At 71.1% G+C, this 24583-nt stretch carries 23 protein-coding genes and 2 tRNA genes; 19 read left to right on the forward strand and 6 right to left on the reverse strand.

Features of this window, described 5'->3' with window-relative positions; genetic code table 11:
* Positions 1-6: 6 nt before the first annotated feature.
* Positions 7-420 (reverse strand): SsgA family sporulation/cell division regulator, encoded by a 414-nt coding sequence (locus ABZ622_RS12165; protein WP_003959770.1) that lies wholly within the window; start codon positions 418-420, stop codon positions 7-9.
* Positions 421-610: 190 nt separating this feature from the next.
* Here ABZ622_RS12165 and ABZ622_RS12170 point away from each other — a divergent pair, with 190 nt between their 5' ends.
* On the forward strand, positions 611-1099 hold the full coding sequence (locus ABZ622_RS12170; RefSeq protein ID WP_360542250.1) for a TIGR02611 family protein: 489 nt from the start codon (positions 611-613) through the stop codon (positions 1097-1099).
* Between the two features lie 54 nt (positions 1100-1153).
* Positions 1154-1225: transfer RNA gene (locus ABZ622_RS12175), tRNA-Val, on the forward strand.
* Between the two features lie 395 nt (positions 1226-1620).
* Here the strand turns inward: ABZ622_RS12175 and ABZ622_RS12180 are convergent.
* Positions 1621-4188, reverse strand: coding sequence for a hypothetical protein (locus ABZ622_RS12180; RefSeq protein WP_360542251.1), 2568 nt, complete (start codon positions 4186-4188; stop codon positions 1621-1623).
* Between the two features lie 83 nt (positions 4189-4271).
* Here ABZ622_RS12180 and ABZ622_RS12185 point away from each other — a divergent pair, with 83 nt between their 5' ends.
* Both ABZ622_RS12185 and ABZ622_RS12190 read left to right on the forward strand, forming a co-directional pair.
* Positions 4272-4718 (forward strand): SRPBCC family protein, encoded by a 447-nt coding sequence (locus tag ABZ622_RS12185; protein WP_360542252.1) that lies wholly within the window; start codon positions 4272-4274, stop codon positions 4716-4718.
* Positions 4719-4757: 39 nt separating this feature from the next.
* Positions 4758-4829, forward strand: a tRNA-Val gene (locus ABZ622_RS12190).
* 76 nt (positions 4830-4905) lie between these two features.
* On the opposite strand, the gene ABZ622_RS12195 is transcribed toward ABZ622_RS12190, so the two are convergent.
* Complete coding sequence (locus ABZ622_RS12195; protein WP_360542253.1) at positions 4906-5631, reverse strand: 3'-5' exonuclease; 726 nt, start codon at positions 5629-5631, stop codon at positions 4906-4908.
* A gap of 190 nt (positions 5632-5821) precedes the next feature.
* Here ABZ622_RS12195 and ABZ622_RS12200 point away from each other — a divergent pair, with 190 nt between their 5' ends.
* From ABZ622_RS12200 to thrS, 3 genes are all read left to right on the forward strand, one after another.
* Positions 5822-6388, forward strand: a complete 567-nt coding sequence (locus ABZ622_RS12200; protein ID WP_360542254.1) for a DUF4365 domain-containing protein — start codon at positions 5822-5824, stop codon at positions 6386-6388.
* Entirely contained in the window at positions 6388-7662 is a 1275-nt protein-coding gene (locus tag ABZ622_RS12205) for a hypothetical protein (RefSeq protein ID WP_360542255.1), read from the forward strand. Before ABZ622_RS12200 ends, ABZ622_RS12205 begins: the two co-directional genes overlap by 1 nt.
* 139 nt (positions 7663-7801) lie before the next feature.
* Entirely contained in the window at positions 7802-9778 is a 1977-nt protein-coding gene (gene thrS / locus ABZ622_RS12210; protein ID WP_360542256.1) for a threonine--tRNA ligase, read from the forward strand.
* Between the two features lie 57 nt (positions 9779-9835).
* Here the strand turns inward: thrS and ABZ622_RS12215 are convergent, their stop codons facing one another.
* Positions 9836-10513 (reverse strand): potassium channel family protein, encoded by a 678-nt coding sequence (locus ABZ622_RS12215; RefSeq protein WP_360542257.1) that lies wholly within the window; start codon positions 10511-10513, stop codon positions 9836-9838.
* Positions 10514-10579: 66 nt separating this feature from the next.
* Here ABZ622_RS12215 and ABZ622_RS12220 point away from each other — a divergent pair, with 66 nt between their 5' ends.
* The gene (locus ABZ622_RS12220; protein WP_266917199.1) at positions 10580-11140 is read left to right on the forward strand and encodes an HIT domain-containing protein; all 561 of its coding nucleotides are present in this window, start codon (positions 10580-10582) and stop codon (positions 11138-11140) included.
* A gap of 94 nt (positions 11141-11234) precedes the next feature.
* Here the strand turns inward: ABZ622_RS12220 and ABZ622_RS12225 are convergent, their stop codons facing one another.
* Positions 11235-12905: a hypothetical protein gene (locus ABZ622_RS12225; protein WP_360542258.1), complete on the reverse strand. Its 1671-nt coding sequence runs from the start codon at positions 12903-12905 to the stop codon at positions 11235-11237.
* A 147-nt stretch (positions 12906-13052) separates the two neighbouring features.
* Entirely contained in the window at positions 13053-15278 is a 2226-nt protein-coding gene (locus tag ABZ622_RS12230; protein ID WP_360542259.1) for an elongation factor G-like protein EF-G2, read from the reverse strand.
* A gap of 266 nt (positions 15279-15544) precedes the next feature.
* On the opposite strand from ABZ622_RS12230, the gene pgsA reads away from it, so the two are divergent.
* The 11 genes from pgsA (at position 15545) to yajC (ending at position 24552) form a co-directional block, all read left to right on the forward strand.
* Positions 15545-16219, forward strand: a complete 675-nt coding sequence (pgsA, locus tag ABZ622_RS12235) for a phosphatidylinositol phosphate synthase (protein ID WP_360542260.1) — start codon at positions 15545-15547, stop codon at positions 16217-16219.
* A complete protein-coding gene (locus ABZ622_RS12240; protein WP_360542261.1) occupies positions 16216-17151 on the forward strand; it encodes a phosphatidylinositol mannoside acyltransferase in 936 nt (311 codons plus the stop codon). The genes pgsA and ABZ622_RS12240 overlap by 4 nt, the downstream gene beginning before the upstream one ends.
* Positions 17148-18308, forward strand: a complete 1161-nt coding sequence (locus tag ABZ622_RS12245; protein WP_360542262.1) for a glycosyltransferase family 4 protein — start codon at positions 17148-17150, stop codon at positions 18306-18308. The genes ABZ622_RS12240 and ABZ622_RS12245 overlap by 4 nt, the downstream gene beginning before the upstream one ends.
* Positions 18309-18432: 124 nt before the next feature.
* Positions 18433-18930 (forward strand): hypothetical protein, encoded by a 498-nt coding sequence (locus ABZ622_RS12250; RefSeq protein WP_124719377.1) that lies wholly within the window; start codon positions 18433-18435, stop codon positions 18928-18930.
* Positions 18931-19098: 168 nt separating this feature from the next.
* Entirely contained in the window at positions 19099-20016 is a 918-nt protein-coding gene (gene pdxS, locus ABZ622_RS12255; RefSeq protein WP_266917207.1) for a pyridoxal 5'-phosphate synthase lyase subunit PdxS, read from the forward strand.
* 6 nt (positions 20017-20022) lie between these two features.
* On the forward strand, positions 20023-20616 hold the full coding sequence (pdxT, locus tag ABZ622_RS12260) for a pyridoxal 5'-phosphate synthase glutaminase subunit PdxT (RefSeq protein WP_326764560.1): 594 nt from the start codon (positions 20023-20025) through the stop codon (positions 20614-20616).
* A 61-nt stretch (positions 20617-20677) separates the two neighbouring features.
* Positions 20678-21430, forward strand: coding sequence for a YebC/PmpR family DNA-binding transcriptional regulator (locus ABZ622_RS12265; RefSeq protein WP_360542263.1), 753 nt, complete (start codon positions 20678-20680; stop codon positions 21428-21430).
* A gap of 124 nt (positions 21431-21554) precedes the next feature.
* On the forward strand, positions 21555-22127 hold the full coding sequence (gene ruvC / locus ABZ622_RS12270) for a crossover junction endodeoxyribonuclease RuvC (protein WP_360542264.1): 573 nt from the start codon (positions 21555-21557) through the stop codon (positions 22125-22127).
* Positions 22124-22750, forward strand: a complete 627-nt coding sequence (ruvA, locus tag ABZ622_RS12275) for a Holliday junction branch migration protein RuvA (RefSeq protein ID WP_360542265.1) — start codon at positions 22124-22126, stop codon at positions 22748-22750. Before ruvC ends, ruvA begins: the two co-directional genes overlap by 4 nt.
* A gap of 83 nt (positions 22751-22833) precedes the next feature.
* Entirely contained in the window at positions 22834-23907 is a 1074-nt protein-coding gene (ruvB, locus tag ABZ622_RS12280; RefSeq protein ID WP_124718828.1) for a Holliday junction branch migration DNA helicase RuvB, read from the forward strand.
* Positions 23908-24072: 165 nt separating this feature from the next.
* Entirely contained in the window at positions 24073-24552 is a 480-nt protein-coding gene (gene yajC / locus ABZ622_RS12285; protein ID WP_360542266.1) for a preprotein translocase subunit YajC, read from the forward strand.
* The last annotated feature ends 31 nt before the right edge of the window (positions 24553-24583 follow it).

Here is a 24583-nt window from a genome sequence, read left to right on the forward strand (position 1 = left end):
CCTGGCTCAGCTCTCGGCCAGGATGTGTGAGAGCTCCGTATCGAGGTCGAAGTGACGATGCTCGGTGCCTGGCGGAACCGCGGCGTCGGTCCGTTTCAGGAACGACTCCAGGGCCCTCGCCGGGGCTTCGAGCAGGGCTTCGCCCTCTGGGGAGCTCAGCGCGATGCAGACGACGCCCTGGCCGTGACTACGTGATGGCCAGACGCGGACGTCTCCGGTGCCGGTGGGCCGGTGCAGCCCCTCGGCAAGGAGGTCGCGGGCGAATACCCATTCGACCGTCTCCTCCGCTCCGGTATGGAAGGTGGCGTGCACGGCATACGGATCGGCCGTGTCATACCGCAGGCCCGCGGGTACAGGCAGTGAGGACTCGCTCGACACAACGAGGCGCAGGTGCAGCTCGCAGCTGACCGTGGTGTTCATAAGCGCCAGGGCCTTTCGCTCAGTGTGCGCTCGGGGATTCGCACGTCGGCGAAATCGACATGCCACCTACGGTGGCGTTGTAAACCCCTCTGACCTTTTTGTGTTCCTTCAGGTAGCTCGTGCGGCGGTGTGTAACTTTCGGTTATGCGGCCATTCCGGTGATGAAGGCCGTTCCGGTAGGTTGGCTGTCATGAATGCGGAGCGTGACGTGCGGAACGGGGACGCCGCGTCGGCGACACCGGTGTCCGGCACGGGGGACAGGGCGGACGATGTGACGGGTGAAGTCACCGAGGGCGTGACCAAGGAGCGGGAGCTCGGCTCCCGGGCGCCCGGGTTCATCAAGGCGTCCAGGACGCTGCACCTGAGCTGGCAGGTCGGCGTCTTCATCGTCGGCCTCTCCGTGGTCGTGGCGGGCATCATCATGCTGCCCCTGCCCGGCCCCGGCTGGCTGGTGATCTTCGGCGGCATGGCGATCTGGGCGACCGAATTCGTCTGGGCGCAGCTGGTGCTCCGCTGGACCAGGCGGAAGGTGACCGAGGCCGCCCAGCGGGCGCTCGACCCCAAGGTCCGGCGGCGCAACATCATCCTCACGTCGGTCGGCCTGGTGATCATCGCGGTGCTGGTGGGGATCTACGTCTGGAAGTTCGGCATCACCATGCCGTGGAAGATCCACGAGTGACCCGGGGGTGGTCATGGGGCGCCGCTGACATGGGGTAATGTTTGGCCTGCGCCCGGGCGATTAGCTCAGTGGGAGAGCGCTTCGTTCACACCGAAGAGGTCACTGGTTCGAACCCAGTATCGCCCACCCCGGACAGAGGGCCCGTGAGACCGCAGAGTCTCACGGGCCCTCTGCGTTTTCCGTTTCCGGCCGGCCTCTCGACCCCTCACCCGTGTCCCGGTGAGGGATTCGCAAGCGCTTTCGTGAACGATTCAATCCATGCGGTAGCGGACGGTCCGGGTCCACAAAAACGGGAGGGTCATCCGGATATCGTGCCCGGACGGACTTCCGGGGCCGCGGGAATTCCCGGAAAGAGATCGGTCCTCGGCGTCCGCGAGCAATGTCACGGACGATTCCAGAACTCCGCCAGGAATTCCCGCCGCGGTGGAGACGGGCGTGAACTGCTCGATTTCACGGGCGAGTTCGCGCGGCCGCTTCCCAGGGGCCGGCCCGTGATCCGGCCGGCCCCGTGCGACGCACCGTCAGCGCATCCGGCCCACGGTCTCCTTCAGCCGCCGCGCATCGCGCAGTCGCTGCTCGTACGTCGCCCCGACCACCAGCAACAGCAGCCCGGCCACGGCGGGCGGCAGCCAGCGCGGCAGCGCGCCGACCACCTGGACCACGTACGGCGCCAGTTCGTGCACGGCGTCCAGGGCCAGCACCGCGCCACCGACCAGCAGCAGTGCCTGGAGCCGCAGCCGGGCGCCCGCCAGGGTGATCACCAGGGCCGCCACACCGAGCAGCAGCGGGCGCAGCCAGTGCGGATCGGTCCAGGCCGCGAAGAGGCTCGGCACCAGCGTCACCGTGAGCCCCGCCCCGTACGCCGTCCACGACGACGCCTCCGGGTCGCGGCGCCGGCGCAGCACACCGACCGCCAGGGCGGGCACCGTCACCGGCAGGGTGTACGCCTCCGGGTCCGACACCCCCGAGGCCGAGAGCCGTACCCAGGCCGCCAGGACGAACAGCGCCACCGCCAGGTACCCGGCCACCGGCCGGCGCTCGGCCCGTACGGCCGTGCCCGCCGCGAGCACCCCGCTCAGCGCCAGCACCAGTGCCAGGAACGGCCGGTCCGGTACCGCCATGACCACCGCCACCGCGACCGCCATCGCCCCGGTCAGCTCGACCGGAAGGGCCGAAGGGCGGTTCCGCAGCCGGGCCCCGAGCAGCACCGTCACCACGGGGACTGCCAGCATCAGCGGCGCCGCCCGATACCCGGCGAGCCCCAGCGACGCCCCCGCCGCACGGGCGAGCACCATCGCACACAGCACGGCCGCGCACGCCGACACCGACTGCGCGATCCGCAGCGCCCCCGCCGCACGCGCCACACGGTCCTGCGACAATTCCCGCGTCGGCGTCGCGGTGTCGTCGAGCAGCACCGCGACCGCCCCGAACACCAGCAGCAGCACCGCGAACACCGCGTACGTGGCGGCCTGGGCCGCGAGCGCGAGGAGCCCCGTGCTCACCGCGCCGGCCAGCCCGCACACCAGCGCGGCCGTCCCCGGCGCCCCCGCCCCGCTGCGCAGACGCCGTACCGCCACCGCGAACACCGCGGCGACCAGCACCGACTGCGCTGCCACGGCCGCCGCGTACGACAGCCCCAGCACCGCGGGCGACGTGATGAGCCCCGCCCAGCAGAGCACCGTCGCGACGGCCCCCGCCGCGTTCCGCCGGGCCGGACCGGGCGAGACCACCGGACCCACCGCCCGTTCCAGCCGGTCCCACCACCGCTGCGCCGCCCCGAGCAGACCGGCCACCACCAGCAGCACCACCGGGGCCGCGGTCAGCCGGGACCACACCAGGCCCTCCGTGCCCAGGGCGGCCCGGACACCACCGTCCGGAGCGCCGGACCAAGCGCGGGCCAGCTGCGACACCGTCCCCATCAGCGACATCCCGACCGGCGGCGCCGAGGCCAGCACCGCGGCCGCGGTCACCGCCGACGAGGCCCACACCAGGCCCTGCCCGACCGGCCGGGGCAGCGGCGCCCGTACCGACGCCCACAGCACCACGCCGCACAGCAGATACACCGGCACCGACCAGTTCCACGCCATCCCGGCACGCAGCACACCACCGACCGCGGCCACCCCGGACAATCCGGCGAGCAGCCCGCCGGCCACCGCGAGCCCCCTGGGCGCACGCCACGCCCCGAACAGTGCGATCGCCGCACCCGCGAGCAGCAGCGCGGCCGGCGCCAGCGCGTCCGACACCGCATCGGCGGACACCGACTGCGCCAGGGCCACCGCCAGTCCCAGCAGGCCCGTCGTCCAGCCGCCGACACAGGCCGTCACCCGGACCGCGAGGCCCGTCCCCCGCACCGCGATCGCGCAGTCCAGCGCCGCCGTCAGCAGCAGCGCCCAGCCGAACACCGAGGCACCCGCACCCGCCGACCAGGCCCACAGCAGCAGGGGCAGCTGAGCGCTCACCACCGCCAGGGGCAGCGGCAGCCGCAGCCGGTCGAGCAGCAGCCCGTACCCGGCCCACAGCACCGCCAGCACGGCCGAGGCGGCTGCGGCGAAACCGGGCCCGTCGGCGTCCGGCATCGCGACCCGGTGCAGCGCGTAGGCGTCGAGGATCATCAGCACGGAAGCCAGAGCGCCCAGCGACTCGGCCGTGGCGGACAGCCCGCGGCGCAACAGCACCGCGGGGGCGGCGAGCGCCGCGAGTGTCACCACCGCGAGCACCGCCGAACGGCCGGCGATCCCCATGTGGCCCCAGCTGACCAGGGTGAACGCGATCGCCGCGATCGTCAGCAGCAGGCCGCCCAGGGTGAGCAGCACGTTCTGCGCGCTGCGCGGTCCGGCCTGCGCGGCAGGAGACCCGGGCAGAGCCGCGAACGGAGGTGCGAACGGGGCCGTGGGCCGAGCCGACGAAGGCGGCCCGAACGGGGCGGCGAACTGCGGAGCCGGCGGCCGGGCAGGAGGCCCGGCGGGAGGCGTCAGCACGCTCAGCAGCCAGGCACGGCGAACCAGCAACTGGGACCGGCGGGCGTCCAGCCGGGCCAGTTCGCGATCGAGGAGCGCCAATTCCTCGGCGGGTGGCGGCACATGTTCCATGAACGCGAGTGTGGCGCGAGCCACAGGTTCGGACATGCGCTCGGATACTCAGTTGCCCGGCTGAGTACGAGCAGACTGGGGGCATGGACTGGAGCCACTACCGATTTGTGAGTATCTGGGACCTTCCCGCACCGCCCGACGCCGTGTACGAGATCCTCGAACGCGCCGACGACTACCCGCGCTGGTGGCCGCAGGTCCGCGAGGTCACCCCGGTCGACGGCACCACCGCCACCACCCGGATCCGCTCGCTCCTCCCGTACGACCTCGTCATGACCGTCCGCGAACGCCGCCGCGACCCCCGGGCCAGGGTGATCGAGGCGACGCTCAGCGGTGATCTGGACGGCTGGATCCGGTGGACGGTCGGCCCGTACGACGGTGGCAGCCGGGCCGTCTACGAGCAGGAGGTCGAGGTGCGCCGGCGGCTGATGCGGCTGCTGGCGGTACCCGGACGCCCGGTGTTCCGGGCCAATCACGCCCTGATGATGCGTGCCGGGCGGCGGGGTCTCGCGGCCAGGCTGGAAGCGGTTTGAACCCGACCCGCAGAGACCTGTATGGTTCAACCCGTTCCCGGGCGATTAGCTCAGTGGGAGAGCGCTTCGTTCACACCGAAGAGGTCACTGGTTCGAACCCAGTATCGCCCACCCGGAAGAAGCCGGTCCGTCAGCAGAATCGACGGACCGGCTTCTGCGTGTGCGGAAGCGGACACCGGGCATCCGGTCACGCCGCGGCGGGCAGTTCCGGGCGCAGCGGCCAGGCCGGATCCACCGCCTCCGCCGTGCCGTTCTTCGCGAACCACGCCTGCAGCCCACGTGCCTGCGCCGCGTGCCACACGGCCTGCAGGGTGTGCAGCTCCGGCGGGGTCAGCCGGTCCAGCCGGGACGAGAACCGCCGCCCCACCGCCCGCACCAGCTCCAACGAGGCCGCCGCGTCGGCCGCTGCGTCATGAGCGCCGTCGAGCACCACGCCGTACACCTCGCAGAGATCGGTGAGGGTCCGCCGGCCCTTGCGGTAGCGGTCCAGGTGCTTGTCGAGCACGCGCGGATCCAGCACGCACAGCGGGGAGTTCTGCAGATACGGCCCGAGCGACGAGGCGCGGTGACGCTTCAGCTCCCGGTCCAGCAGCGTCAGGTCGAACGGTGCGTTCATCACGACCAGCGGGCGCCCCGCCGCGCACTGCTCGGCCAGCGCACGGGCTATCTCCTCCACCACCGGCGCCGGCCAGCGGCCGTTGCGCTGAAGGTGATCGTCGGTCAGACCGTGGATCTCGGTGGCCCCCACGGGTACCGGTATCCCCGGATTCACCAGCCAGCGGGTGACGCGCATCCGCCCGCCCGCCGCGTCCTGGACGACCAGGGCGGCCGAGACGATCCGGTCCCCCTCGACGTCGACTCCTGTTGTCTCGGTGTCAAAAGCGGCCAGCGGCCCCTCGTACCAGTGAGTCATCCCCGAACTCCTCGTGCCCGAACGGCAGATGTGTGATTCCTCTGCCCGGTCCGGTGATACCCGCGACCTTTGCCCGGTACGCCGTTTGCGGGCCGTCCGGTGCGGTGACAACACAGGTGAGGCGTACGGGAGTTGTCCGTCGCCCCGCCCCGGAGAACCGATCGGCACAGCCCGGAAGGCACACGCAGCCATGGCGCTCGCGCAGCCCGAACCGAGCGGGCTGCTGTCCCAGCGGATCGAACCGCTGCGCGGCACACTCGCAACCACCGCCTGCATGGAGACGCTCCAGGTGGGCCATCTGCACGCCGTCGCGGCCGCGGCGGGGTGCTCCCTGTCGCAGCCCTTCCCCGACAACGGCATCGACTGGCATGTCAGCCACGGCGCCCCAGGCCATGCCGTGGACGACGAAGTGACCATAAAGGTGCAGCTCAAATGCACCTACCAGATCCCGCCGAACCCGCCGGGACCGACATTCGCCTTCACGCTCGACAACGCCCACCTCGTGAAACTGGCCCGGACGCCCGTGTCGGTGCACAAGATCCTCGTCGTGATGATCGTGCCGCGCAGCCAGGACGACTGGCTGCGCGCCGGACACGACCGGCTGGACCTGCGGCACTGCTGCTACTGGACCAACCTGGCCGGCCACGCGGTGACCGGCCGGCACCGGACCACCGTGCGGATCCCGACCTCGCGCATCTTCGACGACCGGGCGCTCTGCGAGATCATGACCCGCGTAGGGGCGGGAGGGAGACCTTGATGCACCGGCCGATGGGCGAATACGACGACTGCGCGGACGGAGCGGTCCCGCCGGCCACCCGCCCGCACCCCGCCGAGTCCGCGGGGCCGTGGCCGGATGTTCCCCGGCTCCCGGGAGACGTCCCGGACCCGGCCCGTGTCGACCCCGCGGTGCTCGGCGCCCTGCTCGGCCGGCACGGCTGGCAGCGCCGGGGTGGGGTGGCCGGGCGCTACAGCCGCTGGACCCCACCGGGCCCACCGGCCCCGCCCGGCGGCGGGACGAGCCTCCTGGTCCCCGACACCACCGCCTTCCCCGACAGCGAGGACCTCCTCGCCGAGGCACTGACCGCGCTCGCCCGCAGCGCCGCCCCCTCCGCCCGCGAGGTCCTGGTCTCCCTCGCCGTGCCCAGCGACGAGATCCGCTGGTGGCGCGAGGTCCCCGAAGCGGTCGCGGGCGCGGCCGGCTGGGCCGGGGCGGAGCGGCTGCACACCGCCGCCCGGCAGATACTGCTCGCCGGGGCCCTCGCCGTACGCGTGAACACCGGCTACCACGGCGCACGCCACCGCCGCAGGGCCCGGGCCGCACTCGAAGGCATCCTCGTCGGGCCCGCCCCCGGCGGCCGGGAACTCGCCGCGTTCGTGCCGGTCGAACCGGGCCGCGCCGTCGCCGTACGCCTCTACCAGGCGCTGCACGCCACCCGCGAGGCCGTGGACTACCAGCGGGCCACCGGCGGGTACGAAGCCTTCGACACCGCCGTCGAGGCAGGCGTCAGCCGGGAGCTGACCGAGGCCGTCATCGCGCTCGTCCGGGGCTCGGAAGGAGCCGGGATAGCGCTGGAGTGGGCGCCCGCCGCCGGAACGCCCGAGGGCTGCCCGGCGCGGCCCGAGCCGGTGGAGTTCTCACCGGGCGACCTGCCCGCCCTGCGCCGGGCGGGCGCCCGCTACCTCCACGACGAGCCAGCCGTGACGGTACGGATCACCGGCGCCGTCGTCCGGATGCGCCGCTCGGCACCGTGCGGCGCCGGGATCGTACGACTGCGGGTGCTGGCCGGCGCCGAGGTGCCGCACGTGCGGCTGGAGCTGGACGAGGAGGCGTACCGGATCGCCGGCCACGCCCACCTCGTGGGGCTGCCGATCCGGGTGGAGGGCAGGCTGGAGAGCCGCGGTGGCTTCCGGCGGCTGACGAGGACCTCGCACGTCGTGCCCGTGCAGGTCGACGACGCGGAACGGGACCGGCTGATGAAGTCGCTCCAGGAGAACGTCGACCACTTCGAGGAGGCCTGCACCGGCGAATAGGGCCCCGGGCCGGGGGCCCGCGGGGGAGCAGTGGGGCCGGCTGCCCAATCCGTTTCGCAGAGGGGGCCCGCTCCTCGGTACGATTCGTATCGCACGCGCACTGTGAACGCGTGCGTTCCCCCTGAGTCAGGAGAGACCGGTGTCAGACGTCCGTGTGATCATCCAACGCGATTCCGAGCGGGAAGAACGCGTGGTGACGACGGGCACTACGGCGGCCGAGCTCTTTCCCGGCGAGCGCACCGTCGTCGCCGCCCGGGTCGCCGGCGAGCTGAAGGACCTCGCTCACGTCGTCGCCGACGGCGAGGTCGTCGAGCCCGTCGAGATCTCCTCCGAGGACGGCCTGAACATCCTGCGGCACTCCACCGCGCACGTGATGGCGCAGGCCGTGCAGCAGCTCTTCCCCGAGGCCAAGCTCGGCATCGGCCCGCCGGTCAAGGACGGCTTCTACTACGACTTCGACGTCGAGAAGCCGTTCACCCCCGAGGACCTCAAGGCCATCGAGAAGAAGATGCAGGAGATCCAGAAGCGGGGCCAGAAGTTCTCCCGCCGGGTCGTGACGGACGAGGACGCCCGCGAGGAGCTGTCCGACGAGCCGTACAAGCTGGAGCTCATCGGCATCAAGGGCTCCGCCTCCTCCGACGACGGCGCGGACGTCGAGGTGGGCGGCGGCGAGCTGACCATCTACGACAACCTCGACCCGAAGACCGGCGACCTGTGCTGGAAGGACCTCTGCCGGGGTCCGCACCTGCCGACCACCCGGTTCATCCCGGCGTTCAAGCTGATGCGCAACGCCGCGGCGTACTGGCGCGGCAGCGAGAAGAACCCGATGCTCCAGCGCATCTACGGCACCGCGTGGCCCACCAAGGACGAGCTGAAGGCGCACCTGGAGTTCCTGGAGGAGGCCGCCAAGCGCGACCACCGCAAGCTCGGCAACGAGCTGGACCTCTTCTCCTTCCCGGACGAGATCGGCCCCGGTCTCGCGGTCTTCCACCCCAAGGGCGGCATCATCCGCCGCGCGATGGAGGACTACTCGCGCCGGCGTCACGAGGAGGAGGGCTACGAGTTTGTCTACTCCCCGCACGCCACCAAGGGCAAGCTCTTCGAGAAGTCCGGCCACCTGGACTGGTACGCCGACGGCATGTACCCGCCCATGCAGCTCGACGACGGGGTGGACTACTACCTCAAGCCGATGAACTGCCCGATGCACAACCTGATCTTCGACGCGCGCGGGCGCTCCTACCGTGAACTGCCGCTGCGCCTCTTCGAGTTCGGCACGGTGTACCGGTACGAGAAGTCCGGTGTGGTGCACGGTCTGACCCGCTCGCGCGGCTTCACGCAGGACGACGCGCACATCTACTGCACCAAGGAGCAGATGGCGGAGGAGCTCGACCGTACGCTCACCTTCGTCCTGAACCTGCTCCGCGACTACGGTCTGACCGACTTCTACCTGGAGCTCTCCACCAAGGACCCGGAGAAGTTCGTCGGCTCCGACGAGATCTGGGAAGAGGCCACCGAGACGCTGCGCCAGGTCGCCGAGAAGCAGGGCCTGCCACTGGTCCCGGACCCGGGCGGCGCCGCGTTCTACGGCCCGAAGATCTCGGTGCAGTGCAAGGACGCCATCGGCCGTACCTGGCAGATGTCGACCGTGCAGCTCGACTTCAACCTCCCGGAGCGCTTCGACCTGGAGTACACCGGCCCGGACGGCACCAAGCAGCGCCCGGTCATGATCCACCGCGCCCTGTTCGGCTCCATCGAGCGGTTCTTCGCGGTGCTGCTGGAGCACTACGCGGGGGCGTTCCCGGTGTGGCTGGCCCCGGTCCAGGCGGTGGGTATCCCGATCGGTGACGCGCACATCCCGTACCTCCAGGAGTTCGCGGCCAAGGCCCGGAAGAAGGGGCTGCGGGTCGACGTGGATGCCTCGTCGGACCGGATGCAGAAGAAGATCCGCAACCAGCAGAAGGCCAAGGTGCCCTTCATGATCATCGCGGGCGACGAGGACATGGCCAATGGCGCCGTCTCCTTCCGCTACCGCGACGGATCGCAGGAGAACGGCATCCCGGTCGAGGACGCCATCGCCAAGATCCAGAAGGCCGTCGAGGACCGCGTCCAGGTCTGACGTCCAGGTCTGACGTTCAGGTCTGACGGACACAGCAGGTGAGAGGCCCCCGGAGAGCTACCCGCCCTCCGGGGGCCTCTTCTCGTCCTCCCGCCGGAAGACCTGGAGCAGCCACGACGAGAACGACCCCGTCACCGCTCCCAGCAGCGCCAGCCCGCAGACCATCAGCCCCGCGGCGACGACCCGGCCGCTGGGCGTGACCGGCACCGCGTCCCCGTACCCCACCGTCGTGAGCGTCTCGCACGCCCACCACACCGCGTCGCCGAAGGTATGGATCGTGGAATCCGGGACCTTGTGCTCCTGGTGGTAGACCGCGAGCGCCGCGGAGAAGCCCAGCAGCAGGGCGGAGGCTCCGGCGTAGCTGATCACACGGGCGTACAGGCTCAGCCGGGGCTGTTCCCGGCGCTGTTGGACGGCGGTGTAGACCCGGATCAGCCGCAGCGGCCGCAGCAGCGGAAGCAGCAGCACCAGCGTGTCCAGCCAGTGCACCCGGACGAAACGGTGACCGAGACCGCTGAGCCGGAGCCGCACGGCGTAGTCCGCCGCGAAGACCAGCCAGGTGGTGCCGACCAGGGCGAGGGCGATGTCCCGCCAGGGTGCGGCGTCGTCGGGGGCGAGGACCCGGACCGCGTAGCCGAGCAGGAAGATCAGCGAAATGCCGAGGAGCGGCACCTCCGTGCGCTGTTCCCAGCGCAGGAGGCGAGCAGGGGCGGAGTCGGCGGACCGGTCGCTCATCGCCTCAGCATCGCCGTAGGCCGACGGGTGCGGCCCCGGCGACACGCACCCCGGGAGTGAAGCAATATGCTGATCGCCATGACGAGTGAGCCGGAGCAGCAGATCGGAGTGGGAACGCCCGACGCGTTCCAGCGCCTGTGGACGCCCCACCGGATGGCGTACATCCAGGGCGAGAACAAGCCGACCGGTCCGGAGGCCGGCGACGGCTGTCCGTTCTGCGGGATCCCGTCGGGTTCGGACGAGGACGGGCTCGTGGTCGCGCGCGGCAAGCACGTCTACGCCGTACTGAACCTGTATCCGTACAACGGCGGCCATCTGATGGTGGTGCCGTACCGGCACGTCGCGGACTACACGGAGCTGGACGGTCCGGAGACCCTGGAGCTGGCCGACTTCACCAAGCGGGCGATGGTGGCGCTGCGGGCGGCCTCGGGGGCGCACGGATTCAACATCGGCATGAACCAGGGTGCGGTGGCGGGCGCCGGGATCGCGGCCCATCTGCACCAGCATCTGGTGCCGCGCTGGGGCGGTGACACCAACTTCATGCCGGTGGTCGGTCACACGAAGGTGCTGCCGCAGCTGCTCGCCGACACCCGCAAGATGCTGGCCGACGCCTGGCCGGCCGGCTGATCCCGGCAATGTACTCCGCAAGGGCCGCCCCGGCTGCTTCCCGCCGGGGCGGCCTTCACGTGCCGGGGCGCCCTTCGCGTACCCGGGCACCCGGCTACGCGTCGTACAGGTCGGCCTTGCGCGGGGACGGGTCCTGCACCGCGCCGCTCAGTATCATCGAGCGGTTGTCGAAGCGCTCGGTGTCGACGCCGTTCTCCTTGAGGACGCGCAGGGCGGCGCTGTGGACGGCGCGCAGGACCGGCGTCGCGGCACGCATCGCGTCGTCCGCCATGAAGCGGTGGCGCCAAGGCTTCTCGGCCCAGGCGTGCCGGAGGCCGAACGGCTCGGGCAGGGCGATCTTGCCGCCCAGGTAGTCCAGCAGCGGCGGGTACCAGGTGAACGGGGCGCGCAGGGCGAGCCGGACGACCTCGCCGGGCTCGACCAGCGGGAGGGTGATGTCGCGGGTCTCCCAGAACCGGACGGTCTTGTTGACCGTCTTGGTCTTGGCCGCGGGCTTGCTGGTGAAGAGCGAGTGGACCGGGCCGAGCGCGTGTCCGGTGACCTCGATGCGCAGGGTCTCGTGGAGCACCGTGACCGTGATCATCATGGTGATGATCAACTGGCCTTCCCAGAGGGTGAACTGGACGCCCAGATAGTGCCGGTCACCGCTGCCGAACTGCTGGTGGTTGCAGATCCGCTGTATCTCGTGCGGCTTGACCTGGAAGGTGGCGACGTCCTCGCCGTCGGGGCGGGAGACCGAGCCGGCGTTCTCCCCGACGGGGGACACGATCCAGTGGGTGACCGACGGGGTGGGGAACCCTCCGGTGTTCAGCGGGCCGCGCTCCAGCACCTTGAGCTGGTCGTGGATGGCCCGGATCAGGTCCCAGCTGCGGAACTGGTGGAACTCCTTGCCGGGGTCCTTCGAGACGAGCTCCTCGGCGAGCTGCCAGCTGCCCCAGCGGGTGCCCATGCCGAGGATGCCCTTGGGGCCCGCGTAGAAGACCGAGTTGGACTGCTGCTCGGCGGTGAGCTTCTCCAAGCCCTGGCGGAGCGCCTCGCGGGAGGTCTCGTTGGGGTTCTTCGGCACGGCCTCGGGGATCTTGGCGACGACGCCGCCGCCGGAGAGCAGCCCTTCCCAACGGGCGCGCATGTCCTTGGCGGAGGACTCGGCGATCCGCTTGGCGAGGAACCAGCCGATGACGGGGGCGATGACCATCGCCCGGACGTAGAGCGCCAGGAATCCGTTGAGCGGCAGGCCGACCAGGAAGACCAGCGCCACGATGCCCAGGATCGGCAGCAGCGCGCTGCCCAGGGCGGAGAGGGCCTTGTCCTTGGTGCCGCCGAGGTAGTCGCGCAGACGGAAGGCGAGGACCCAAAGGATCATGCCGGGCAGGAAGACGAAGCCGAACAGGGCGGTGACGGCCGTGAGTTTGGTGTCGCGGCTCTTGCGGAGGCGGCTCGCGGACAGACAGTGCTCGACGACCGACTGCGGGTCGGTCCCGAAGGACTGGATGAGGGCGCCGCGGGCGCCGCCCAGCATGCGTTCCTGGACGGCGCGGGAGAACGCCTCGCCGAGATTGGGCTTGAAATAGTCGGACTTGAAGAGCTTGGAACGGCCCACCTTGACTTCGGACTTGTGCCATTCGCTGTTGGCTTCAAGGATTTTCTCCACCGGGCTGTCGCGGTATGCGGCGGAGGCGAGGGCGTTCGTCGCCACCGCCTGTCCGCCCGAACCCTGGAGCGGGATCTGTGCTCCGGGAGAGAAATCGAATCCGTCGCTGGCCACTGTCGCCCCCACTCGCCGCCGAGGAACTGCTCCTGCGGCTGTTTCCCAACTGCCGTACCCGGCACACCTTCTGAGCTGGGACCAAAGCGTATCGTCCGGATCGCCGCGCCGCCCGCCCCTGTGGACAAAGACGGGCGGCATGGCCGGTCATGAGTCGTTCGGGTTGTTCTCCGGCTGTCCCCGGAGGCGTTCGGCGAGCTGTGGGGGCATCGCTTCGTGCCGGGCGTACGCCCGGTCGAACCGGCCGGCGCCATGGGAGAGGGAGCGCAGGTCGACCGCGTACCGGCCGATCTCCAGCTCGGGCACCTCGGCCCGCACCAGGGTGCGGCCGGTGCCGGACTGCTCGGTTCCGATCACCCTGCCGCGCCGCCCGGAAAGATCGCTCATCACCGGTCCGACATAGTCGTCGGGGACCAGGACCCGGACCTCGGCCACGGGTTCGAGGAGCTGGATACGGGTGTCCGCGGCGGCCTCGCGCAGGGCCAGCGCGCCCGCGGTCTGGAACGCCGCGTCGGAGGAGTCCACCGAATGGGACTTGCCGTCCCGCAGTGTGATGCGCACATCGACGAGCGGATGGCCGGCCGCGACCCCCCGGGCGGCCTGGGCCCGCACCCCCTTCTCGACGGACGGGATGAACTGACGGGGCACCGCCCCGCCGACGACCTTGTCGACGAATTCGATGCCCGAACCCGGCGGCAGCGGCTCCACGTCGATCTCGCAGATGGCGTACTGGCCGTGGCCGCCGGACTGCTTCACATGCCTGCCGCGCCCGGTCGACGGGGCGGCGAAGGTCTCACGGAGCGACACCTTGTGCGGTACGGCGTCGACCTGGACGCCGTAGCGGCTGCGCAACCGGTCCAGCGCAACGTCCTGGTGGACCTCGCCGAGGCACCACAGGACCACCTGATGGGTGTCCTGATTCTGCTCCAGGCGCATGGTCGGGTCCTCGGCGACCAGCCGGGCGAGCCCCTGGGAGAGCTTGTCGTCGTCCGCCTTGCTGTGCGCCTCGATGGCCAGCGGAAGCAGCGGGTCCGGTGTGGTCCAGGGATCCAGCAGCAGCGGCCGGTCCGGGTCGGAGAGGGTGTCCCCGGTCTCGGCGCCGCCCAGTTTGGCGACGCTGGCCAGATCCCCCGCGATACAGGCGGTGAGCGGGCGCTGCTGTTTGCCGAAGGGGGAGGAGAGCGCCCCGACGCGTACCTCGGTCTCGTGGAAGGGGCGGGGCTCGTGGCCGGGGTCGGTGAGTCCGTGGCCGAAGACGTGGACGGTCTCGTCGGGACGCAGGGTGCCGGAGAAGACACGGACCAGCGAGACCCGGCCGACGTAGGGGTCGGAGGCCGTCTTGACGACCTCGGCGACGAGCGGGCCGTCCGGGTCGCAGGTCAGGACCGGCCGCGACGCCCCGTGCAGTGGGGTGACGTCGGGGAGCGGGCGTTCCGGCGGGGTCGGGAAGCCGCCGGTGATCAGGTCCAGCAGTTCGACGGTGCCGATGCCCTGGCGGGCGCCCGGAGCGGCGGGGGCCGCGGCGAGGACGGGGTGGAAGGTGCCCCGGGCCACGGCGCGCTCCAGATCGTCGACCAGTGTCTTGATGTCGACCTCGGCCCCGTCGAGGTACCGGTCCATCAGGGTCTCGTCCTCGCTCTCGGCGATAATCCCCTCGACGAGCCGGTCGCGGGCCTCCTGGAGTGCCGGCCGCTGGTCCTCGGCGGGCGGGTTCTCCTGCCGCTCGCCCGAGGAGTAGTCGAAGATCCGCTGGGTGAGGAGTCCGGTGAGCCCGGTGAGCGGGGCGTGCCCGTCGGCGCCCTCGGGGCCGTGGACGGGCAGATGGAGCGGGAGCACGGCATCGGGGTCGTCGCCGCCGAAGATCCCGCCGCAGATCCGGGTCATCTCCTCGAACGAGGTGCGTGCCGTGTCCAGGTGGGTGACGACGATGGCGCGCGGCATGCCGACGGCCGCGCACTCCTCCCAGACGGCGCGCGTGGCACCCGCCACCGCGTCGGCCTCCTGCGCGGCGGACACGATGAACAGGGCCGCGTCCGCCGCGCGCAGACCGGCCCTGAGTTCCCCGACGAAATCCGCGTAGCCGGGGGTGTCCAGCAGATTGATCTTGTACCCGCCCCATTCGACGGGGACCAGGGAGAGCTGTACGGAACGCTGCTGGCGGTGCTCGATCTCGTCGTAGTCGGAGACGGTGGCGCCGTCCTCGACCCGGCCCGCCCGATTGACCGCGCCCGCGGTCAGCGCGAGCGCCTCGACGAGCGTGGTCTTTCCCGAGCCGCTGTGGCCGACCAGCACCACATTCCGTACGGATGAGGGCCGGCCGGCCGTCGCTGCCCTGCCGGCGGCCCCGGTGTGTGCGTGTGCCTTGTCGCCCATGATGCGTGCCTCCCAGATAGTGGCGGGGAGCGGAAGAAAACCGACGCGATGTGGGGAGAGAGCTGCACGGGCACTGGAGAGCCGCCGCGGCGGCTACGGCGACGCCCGCGGTAATTCGAGCTTTCCACTCGGGGCAGGCCGCGTCCATACATGGCACGTCGCCGCGCGACGCCGGGTGCCCGGACGGTGGAGTCCGGCGGTCGTGACTACGATGGGCCAGCCGGTGGCCGTAGGGGCCGCTCGGCCCACCGACCCTCGGGAAGGCCATGCTGAACAAGTACGCGCGTGCATTTTTTACGCGTGTCCTCACACCGTTCGCCGCGCTGCTGCTCCGTCTCGGCGTGAGCCCTGACGCGGTCACGCTGATCGGTACGGCCGGGGTGATGGCAGGTGCGCTGGTCTTCTTCCCGATGGGGGAGTTCTTCTGGGGCACGATCGTCATCACGATCTTCGTCTTCTCCGACCTCGTCGACGGCAACATGGCCCGGCAGGCCGGTATCTCCAGCCGGTGGGGCGCGTTCCTGGACTCGACCCTGGACCGGGTCGCCGACGGGGCGATCTTCGGCGGATTCGCGCTCTGGTACGCGGGCAACGGCGACGACAACGTGCTCTGCGCGGTCGCGATCTTCTGCCTGGCCAGCGGCCAGGTGGTCTCGTACACGAAGGCGCGCGGCGAGTCGATCGGGCTGCCGGTCGCGGTCAACGGGCTCGTGGAGCGCGCCGAGCGGCTGGTGATCTCGCTGGTCGCGGCCGGGTTCGCCGGTCTGCACAAGTTCGGTGTGCCCGGGATCCAGGTCCTGCTGCCGATCGCGCTGTGGATCGTCGCCGTGGGCAGCCTGGTGACGCTCGTGCAGCGGGTCGTGACCGTGCGCCGCGAGTCCGCCGAGGCCGACGCGGCCGAGGCCGCCGCCGCGGGGCCGGGGAGCGGGACCGCACAGTGAGCGACGATCCGGCTCAGCCGCGCAACGGCCTGCGGGACCGGCTGACCGACGGGCTGTACGGGCTCGGCTGGAGCGCGGTCAAGAAGCTGCCCGAGCCGGTCGCCCGGGCCCTCTTCCGCACCATCGCCGACCAGGTCTGGAAGCGGCGCGGCAAGAGCGTGCTGCGGCTGGAGTCGAATCTGGCCCGGGTCGTGCCCGGGGCGTCGCAGGCCCGGCTGGCCGAGCTCTCCAGGGCCGGGATGCGCTCGTACATGCGCTACTGGATGGAGTCGTTCCGGCTGCCCACCTGGAGTCCGGCGCGGATCAAGGCGTCCATAGAGGTGACGGACGCGCACCGGCTGACCGACGGTCTCGACGCCGGCCGCGGCGTCATCCTCGCCCTGCCGCACCTGGGGAACTGGGACCTGGCGGGAGCCTGGGTCACCACCGATCTCAAGGTGCCCTTCACCACGGTCGCCGAGCGCCTCAAGCCCGAGACCCTGTACGACCGGTTCGTGGCCTACCGCGAGGGGCTCGGCATGGAGGTCCTGCCGCACAGCGGCGGGGCGGCCTTCGGCACCCTGGCGAGGCGGCTGCGCGCGGGCGGGCTGGTCTGTCTGGTCGCCGACCGTGACCTGTCCGCCTCCGGGGTCGAGGTGACGTTCTTCGGCAACACCGCGCGGATGCCCGCCGGGCCCGCGCTGCTGGCCCAGCAGACCGGGGCGCTGTTGCTGCCGGTGACGCTCTCCTACGACGACACGCCCGTGATGAAGGCCCGGATCCACGCGCCGGTAGAGCTGCCCGAGTCAGGTGACCGCACCGGGAAGACGTCCTCGATGACACAGGCGCTGGCCGATGCCTTCGCCGTCGGGATCGCCGACCATCCGGAGGACTGGCACATGCTGCAACGGCTCTGGCTCGATGATCTGGAGACCCGGGAGGACCGGACGTGAAGATCGGCATCGTCTGCCCGTACTCCTGGGACGTGCCCGGCGGGGTGCAGTTCCACATCCGCGACCTGGCCGAGCACCTGATCCGGCTGGGGCACCAGGTGTCGGTGCTGGCGCCCGCCGACGACGAGACACCGCTGCCGCCGTACGTGGTGTCGGCGGGCCGGGCCGTGCCCGTCCCGTACAACGGCTCGGTCGCCCGGCTGAACTTCGGCTTCCTCTCGGCCGCCCGGGTGCGCCGCTGGCTGCACGACGGCACCTTCGACGTGATCCACATCCACGAGCCGACCTCGCCGTCGCTGGGGCTGCTCGCCTGCTGGGCGGCGCAGGGGCCGATCGTCGCCACGTTCCACACGTCCAACCCGCGCTCCCGGGCCATGATCGCGGCGTACCCGATCCTCCAGCCGGCGCTGGAGAAGATCAGCGCGCGCATCGCGGTGAGCGAGTACGCCCGGCGCACCCTGGTCGAGCACCTCGGCGGCGACGCGGTCGTCATCCCGAACGGCGTCGATGTCGGCTTCTTCGCCGCCGCCGAGCCCAGGGCCGAGTGGCAGGGCGGCACGATCGGCTTCATCGGGCGCATCGACGAGCCGCGCAAGGGCCTGCCGGTCCTGATGCGGGCGCTTCCCGCGATCCTCGCCGCCCGCCCCGACACCCGGCTGCTGGTGGCCGGGCGGGGCGACGAGGAGGAGGCCGTCGCCTCGCTGCCCGAGGCGATGCGTGAGCGGGTCGAGTTCCTCGGCATGGTGAGCGACGAGGACAAGGCGCGGCTGCTGCGCAGCGTCGATGTGTACGTGGCGCCCAACACCGGGGGCGAGAGCTTCGGGATCATCCTGGTCGAGGCCATGTCGGCCGGTGCCCCGGTCCTCGCCAGCGACCTGGACGCGTTCGCGCAGGTGCTGGACCTCGGCGCGGCGGGCGAACTCTTCGCCAACGAGGACGCGGACGCGCTGGCCGCTGCGGCGATCCGGCTGCTCGGCGACCCGGAGCGGCGTGCGGAGCTGCGTGAGCGGGGCGCCGCGCATGTGCGCCGGTTCGACTGGTCGACGGTCGGGGCGGACATCCTCGCGGTGTACGAGACGGTGACCGACGGGGCGGCCTCGGTGGCCGCCGACGAACGCACGGGGCTGCGTGCCCGGTTCGGACTGGCGCGGGAGTGAGGGCCGCCGGCCGGGGGCCGGGGAGCCGGGGCCGGGCGGCCACGCCGTCCGTGCCTCACCGGTAGCCTTGCCGCCCGTGATCGAAACCCTCATCTGGATCGCCGTCGCGGTCGTCGCGATCGGTATGTACCTCAGCTGGACCGCCGGCCGGCTGGACCGGCTGCACACCCGCATCGACGCCGCCCGGGCCGCCCTCGACGCGCAGCTGCTGCGCCGTGCGTCGGTCACCCAGGAACTGGCCACCTCCGGTGTCCTCGATCCGGCCGCCTCCATCGTCCTGTACGAGGCCGCGCACGCCGCCCGCCAGGCGGAGGAGGAGCACCGCGAGGTCGCGGAGAGCGAACTGAGCACCGCGCTGCGGGCGGTATTCGGCGAGCCGGCGCAGGTGGAGGCCGTGAAGGAGATCCCCGGCGGCGAGGAGGCGGCGCTCGAACTCGCCGCCGCCGTGCGCCGAGTGCCCATGGCCCGGCGGTTCCACAACGACGCGGTACGCGCGGCGCGCGCGCTGCGCCGGCACCGCAAGGTGCGGTGGTTCCGGCTGGCCGGACATGCCCCGTTCCCGCTGGCCTTCGAGATGGACGACGAACCTCCGGTGGCCCTGGCGGACCGCCCCGTCAGCTGACCGGACTGCCGCATTCGCGCGTGACGGGGGCCACATCTCGTCCCGTACGCGTTCAAAACGATCCACCGGCCTGCCATTGGCCCTTGCGGTGGACTGTTCCCGGAGAGTTTGCTCAGCACTGCACCGAGCAGCGTTTTTCAGCAACTTTTCTCCGAGTGAGGTCGATCCATGTCCACGCTTCCCAGCACTCCGCAGCCCGACTCCCCGGCCACCGGCACCGCGCGCGTCAAGCGCGGCATGGCCGAGCAGCTCAAGGGCGGCGTGATCATGGACGTCGTCGACGCCGAGCAGGCGAAGATCGCCGAGGACGCGGGCGCCGTGGCGGTCATGGCCCTGGAGCGGGTTCCGGCCGACATCCGCAAGGACGGCGGCGTGGCCCGGATGTCGGACCCGAACATGATCGAGGAGATCATCGAGGCCGTCTCCATCCCGGTGATGGCGAAGTCGCGCATCGGCCACTTCGTCGAGGCCCAGGTGCTTCAGTCCCTCGGTGTCGACTACATCGACGAGTCCGAGGTCCTCACCCCGGCCGACGAGGTCAACCACAGCGACAAGTTCGCCTTCACCACCCCGTTCGTCTGCGGCGCCACCAACCTGGGCGAGGCCCTGCGCCGGATCGCCGAGGGTGCGGCCATGATCCGCTCGAAGGGCGAGGCCGGCACCGGAAACGTAGTCGAGGCGGTCCGCCACCTGCGCCAGATCAAGAACGAGATCGCCCGCCTGCGCGGCTACGACAACAACGAGCTGTACGCCGCCGCCAAGGAGCTCCGCGCCCCGTACGAGCTGGTCAAGGAGGTCTCGGAGCTCGGCAAGCTGCCCGTCGTGCTGTTCTCCGCAGGCGGTGTCGCCACCCCCGCCGACGCCGCGCTGATGCGCCAGCTCGGCGCCGAGGGCGTCTTCGTCGGCTCCGGAATCTTCAAGTCCGGCGACCCGGCCAAGCGCGCCGCCGCGATCGTGAAGGCCACCACCTTCTACGACGACCCGAAGATCATCGCGGACGCCTCCCGCAACCTGGGCGAGGCCATGGTCGGCATCAACTGCGACACCCTGCCCGAGGCCGAGCGCTACGCCAACCGTGGCTGGTAATCACCGATGAGCGACACCCCTGTGATCGGAGTCCTGGCCCTCCAGGGCGACGTACGGGAACACCTGATCGCCCTGGCCTCGGCCGACGCCCTGGCCAGGCCGGTCCGGCGTCCCGAGGAACTCGCCGAGGTCGACGGCCTGGTCATCCCCGGTGGCGAGTCCACCACGATGTCCAAGCTGGCTTCCCTGTTCGGGATGCTGGAGCCCTTGCGCGAGCGGGTACGGGACGGCATGCCCGTCTACGGCACCTGCGCCGGAATGATTCTGCTCGCCGACAAGATCCTCGACCCGCGCTCGGGCCAGGAGACCGTCGGCGGGATCGACATGATCGTGCGCCGCAACGCCTTCGGGCGGCAGAACGAGTCCTTCGAGGCGGCCGTGGAGGTCGCCGGAATCGAGGACGGCCCCGTGGAGGGCGTGTTCATCCGCGCCCCCTGGGTGGAGTCCGTCGGCGCGCAGGCCAAGGTCGTGGCGGAGCACGGCGGCCATATCGTCGCCGTCCGTCAGGGAAACGCCCTGGCTACGTCTTTCCACCCGGAATTGACCGGAGACCACCGCGTTCACGCGTTGTTCGTGGACATGGTGCGCGCGGTCGGCTGACTCGATCCCGGTAGGATCTCTCGGGTTCGAATCGTTTTTGGTGACGCGAAGGAGAAGGCAGATGTCCGGCCACTCTAAATGGGCTACGACGAAGCACAAGAAGGCCGTGATTGACGCCAAGCGCGGCAAGCTCTTCGCGAAGCTGATCAAGAACATCGAGGTCGCGGCCCGCACCGGTGGTGTGGACCCCGAGGGCAATCCGACCCTCGTGGACGCGATCCAGAAGGCGAAGAAGAGTTCCGTACCGAACAAGAACATCGACTCCGCGGTCAAGCGCGGCGGCGGTCTCGAAGCGGGCGGCGTCGACTACCAGACGATCATGTACGAGGGCTACGGCCCCAACGGTGTCGCGGTGCTCATCGAGTGCCTCACCGACAACCGCAACCGTGCCGCGTCCGACGTACGGGTCGCGATGACCCGCAACGGGGGTTCGATGGCCGACCCGGGTTCGGTCTCGTACCTCTTCAACCGCAAGGGCGTCGTCATCGTCCCCAAGGGCGAGCTGACCGAGGACGACGTCCTGGGTGCCGTGCTCGACGCGGGCGCCGAGGAGGTCAACGACCTCAGTGACACGTACGAGGTCGTCAGCGAGGCCACCGACATGGTCGCGGTCCGCACCGCGCTCCAGGAGGCCGGCATCGACTACGACTCCGCCGAGGCCAACTTCCTGCCCACCATGCAGGTCGAGCTGGACGAGGAGGGCGCGCGCAAGATCTTCAAGCTGATCGACGCGCTGGAGGACAGCGACGACGTGCAGAACGTCTTCGCCAACTTCGACGTCTCGGACGAGGTCATGGAGAAGGTCGACGCCTGAGCCGCGCTCGGCGTAGCCCTCAGCGACGGGCCGACGGGGACACACCCCGTCGGCCCGTCGCATTGTCAGTGCGAGCCGATAGCCTGCGGGAACAGTTGACCGATCGGTACGGAGGGGGCGTCCCATGCGGGTGCTGGGCGTGGACCCGGGGCTGACCCGGTGCGGTGTCGGCGTCGTCGAAGGCGTCGCCGGCCGCCCCCTGACGATGCTCGGCGTCGGGGTCGTGCGCACCCCGGCCGACGCGGAGCTCGGGCACCGGCTGGTCGCCATCGAGCGCGGCATCGAGGAATGGCTCGACGAGCACCGGCCCGAATTCGTCGCCGTGGAGCGGGTGTTCAGCCAGCACAACGTCCGTACGGTCATGGGCACCGCCCAGGCCAGCGCCGTCGCCATGCTCTGCGCCTCGCGCCGCGGCATCCCCGTCGCCCTGCACACTCCCAGCGAGGTCAAGGCGGCCGTCACGGGCAGCGGCCGCGCCGACAAGGCACAGGTCGGCGCGATGGTGACCCGGCTGCTGCGGCTCGACGCCCCGCCGAAGCCGGCCGACGCGGCCGACGCCCTCGCCCTCGCCATCTGCCACATCTGGCGCGCCCCCGCCGTCAACCGCCTCCAGCAGGCCCACGCGGCAGCCGCCGCGTCCCGCGGCCCGCGCGTCCCCCGTACACCCGCAGTTCCCGTCCGGAAGGTCCCCCGATGATCGCCTTCGTCAGCGGCCCCGTCGCCGCACTCGCCCCGACCACGGCCGTGATCGAGGTCGGCGGCATCGGCATGGCCGTCCAGTGCGCGCCGAACACCCTCGCCGGCCTCCGGATCGGCAAGGAGGCCAGGCTCGCCACCTCCCTCGTCGTACGGGAGGACTCCCTCACCCTCTACGGCTTCGCCGACGACGACGAGCGGCAGGTCTTCGAGCTGCTCCAGACCGCCAGCGGGGTCGGGCCCCGGCTCGCCCAGGCGATGCTCGCCACCCACAGCCCGGACGCCCTGCGCACCGCGGTCGCCACCGGCGACGAGAAGGCGCTCACCGCCGTCTCCGGCATCGGCAAGAAGGGCGCGCAGAAGCTCCTCCTCGAACTGAAGGACAGGCTCGGCGAGCCCGTCGGCGCCCACATCGGCCGCCAGGGCATCGGCACCGCCGTCACCAGTTCCTGGCGCGATCAGCTCCAGGCCGCCCTGATCGGCCTCGGCTACGCCACCCGCGAGGCCGACGAGGCGGTCACCGCCGTCGCCCCCCAGGCCGAGGCGGCCATCGCCGAGGGCGGGCAGGCCCCCGTGCCGCAGCTGCTGCGTGTCGCACTCCAGACCCTCAACCGCGCGCGCTGACCGGAGCGCCGCACCCCGGGGAACACCCCGACGCCGGGCCGGGCACCGCACGGCACCGAAACACCCGAGGCGGGACAGACTGAATGAACTGGGACGAGACCGGACCCGACACCGACGAGCGGCTCGACGAGAGCCTCGTCCATGCCGACGCGGACGGCGAAGACACCGCGGTCGAAGCGGCGCTGCGCCCGAAGGACCTGGACGAATTCGTCGGCCAGGAGAAGGTGCGCGAACAGCTCGACCTGGTCCTCAAGGCGGCCCTGGCCCGCGGCGCCACCGCCGACCACGTCCTGCTCTCCGGCGCCCCCGGTCTCGGCAAGACCACCCTCTCCATGATCATCGCGGCCGAGATGGGCGCGCCGATCCGGATCACCTCCGGCCCCGCCATCCAGCACGCGGGTGACCTCGCCGCGATTCTCTCCTCCCTCCAGGAGGGCGAGGTCCTCTTCCTCGACGAGATCCACCGCATGTCGCGGCCGGCCGAGGAGATGCTCTACATGGCGATGGAGGACTTCCGGGTCGACGTCATCGTCGGCAAGGGCCCCGGCGCCACGGCGATCCCGCTGGAACTGCCGCCGTTCACCCTGGTCGGCGCGACCACCAGGGCCGGACTGCTGCCGCCGCCGCTGCGCGACCGCTTCGGCTTCACCGGCCACATGGAGTTCTACGCCCCCACCGAGCTGGAGCGTGTCATCCACCGCTCCGCCCGCCTCCTCGACGTGGAGATAGACGCGGACGGCGCCGCCGAGATCGCCGGCCGCTCCCGAGGCACCCCCCGGATCGCCAACCGGCTGCTGCGCCGCGTACGGGACTACGCCCAGGTCAAGGCCGACGGACGGATCGACCGCCCGGTCGCCGCCACCGCCCTCGGGGTCTACGAGGTCGATGCCCGCGGCCTCGACCGGCTCGACCGCGCGGTGCTGGGCGCCCTGCTGAAGCTTTTCGGCGGCGGCCCCGTCGGGCTGTCCACCCTCGCGGTCGCCGTGGGGGAGGAGCGCGAGACCGTCGAGGAGGTCGCGGAGCCCTTCCTGGTCCGGGAGGGACTGCTGGCCAGGACGCCGCGGGGACGGGTCGCGACGCCCGCGGCCTGGGCCCATCTGGGGCTCGTACCTCCGCAGCAAGGCGGAAAGGGACAACAGGGTCTGTTCGGGGCGTGATCTGTCACAGGTTGACCGGTGCAGGAACCACAGGGCGCCTTCGGGCGTTGTTCCATCGATGCGGACTCGCTTAGACTCCGCCGATGCCGCCCTTACAGGTCGGTGTACCCACCCCCGTAGATACAGGCCGCCTTCGAGCGCGGTCGTGCGAAGGAAACTCGTCCCGTGAATCCCGTGACTCTCCTCCCCTTCATCGTGCTCATCGGGGCCATGTTCCTGATGACGCGGTCCGCCAAGAAGAAGCAGGCGGCCGCCGCCCAGATGCGCAACGAGATGCAGCCCGGCACCGGCGTCCGGACGATCGGGGGCATGTACGCCACCGTCAAGGAGCTGCACGACGACACGGTTCTCCTTGAGATCGCGCCCGGCGTCCACGCCATCTACGCCAAGAACGCCATCGGCGCCGTCCTCGACGACGCGGAGTACAACCGCATCGTCCACGGCGAGGACGAGAGCAGCATCGACCTCGACGGCACCGTCGTCCCCGACGACGCCTCCTCGCTGACCGAGGACGACGCCGACAAGGACGACTCGGACGACGCCCGGATCGACCTCGGCAAGAAGGCCGAGGACGCCGAGCCGAAGGACGCCGAGTCCGGCAAGAAGTCCGAGGGCAAGGACGACGGCGAGGCCGACGCGAAGTAACCCACGCCCGGGGATGCCGTGAGCCCACCGG

The sequence above is a fragment of the Streptomyces sp. NPDC007164 genome (assembly GCF_040634135.1).
Taxonomy (GTDB): domain Bacteria; phylum Actinomycetota; class Actinomycetes; order Streptomycetales; family Streptomycetaceae; genus Streptomyces; species Streptomyces sanglieri.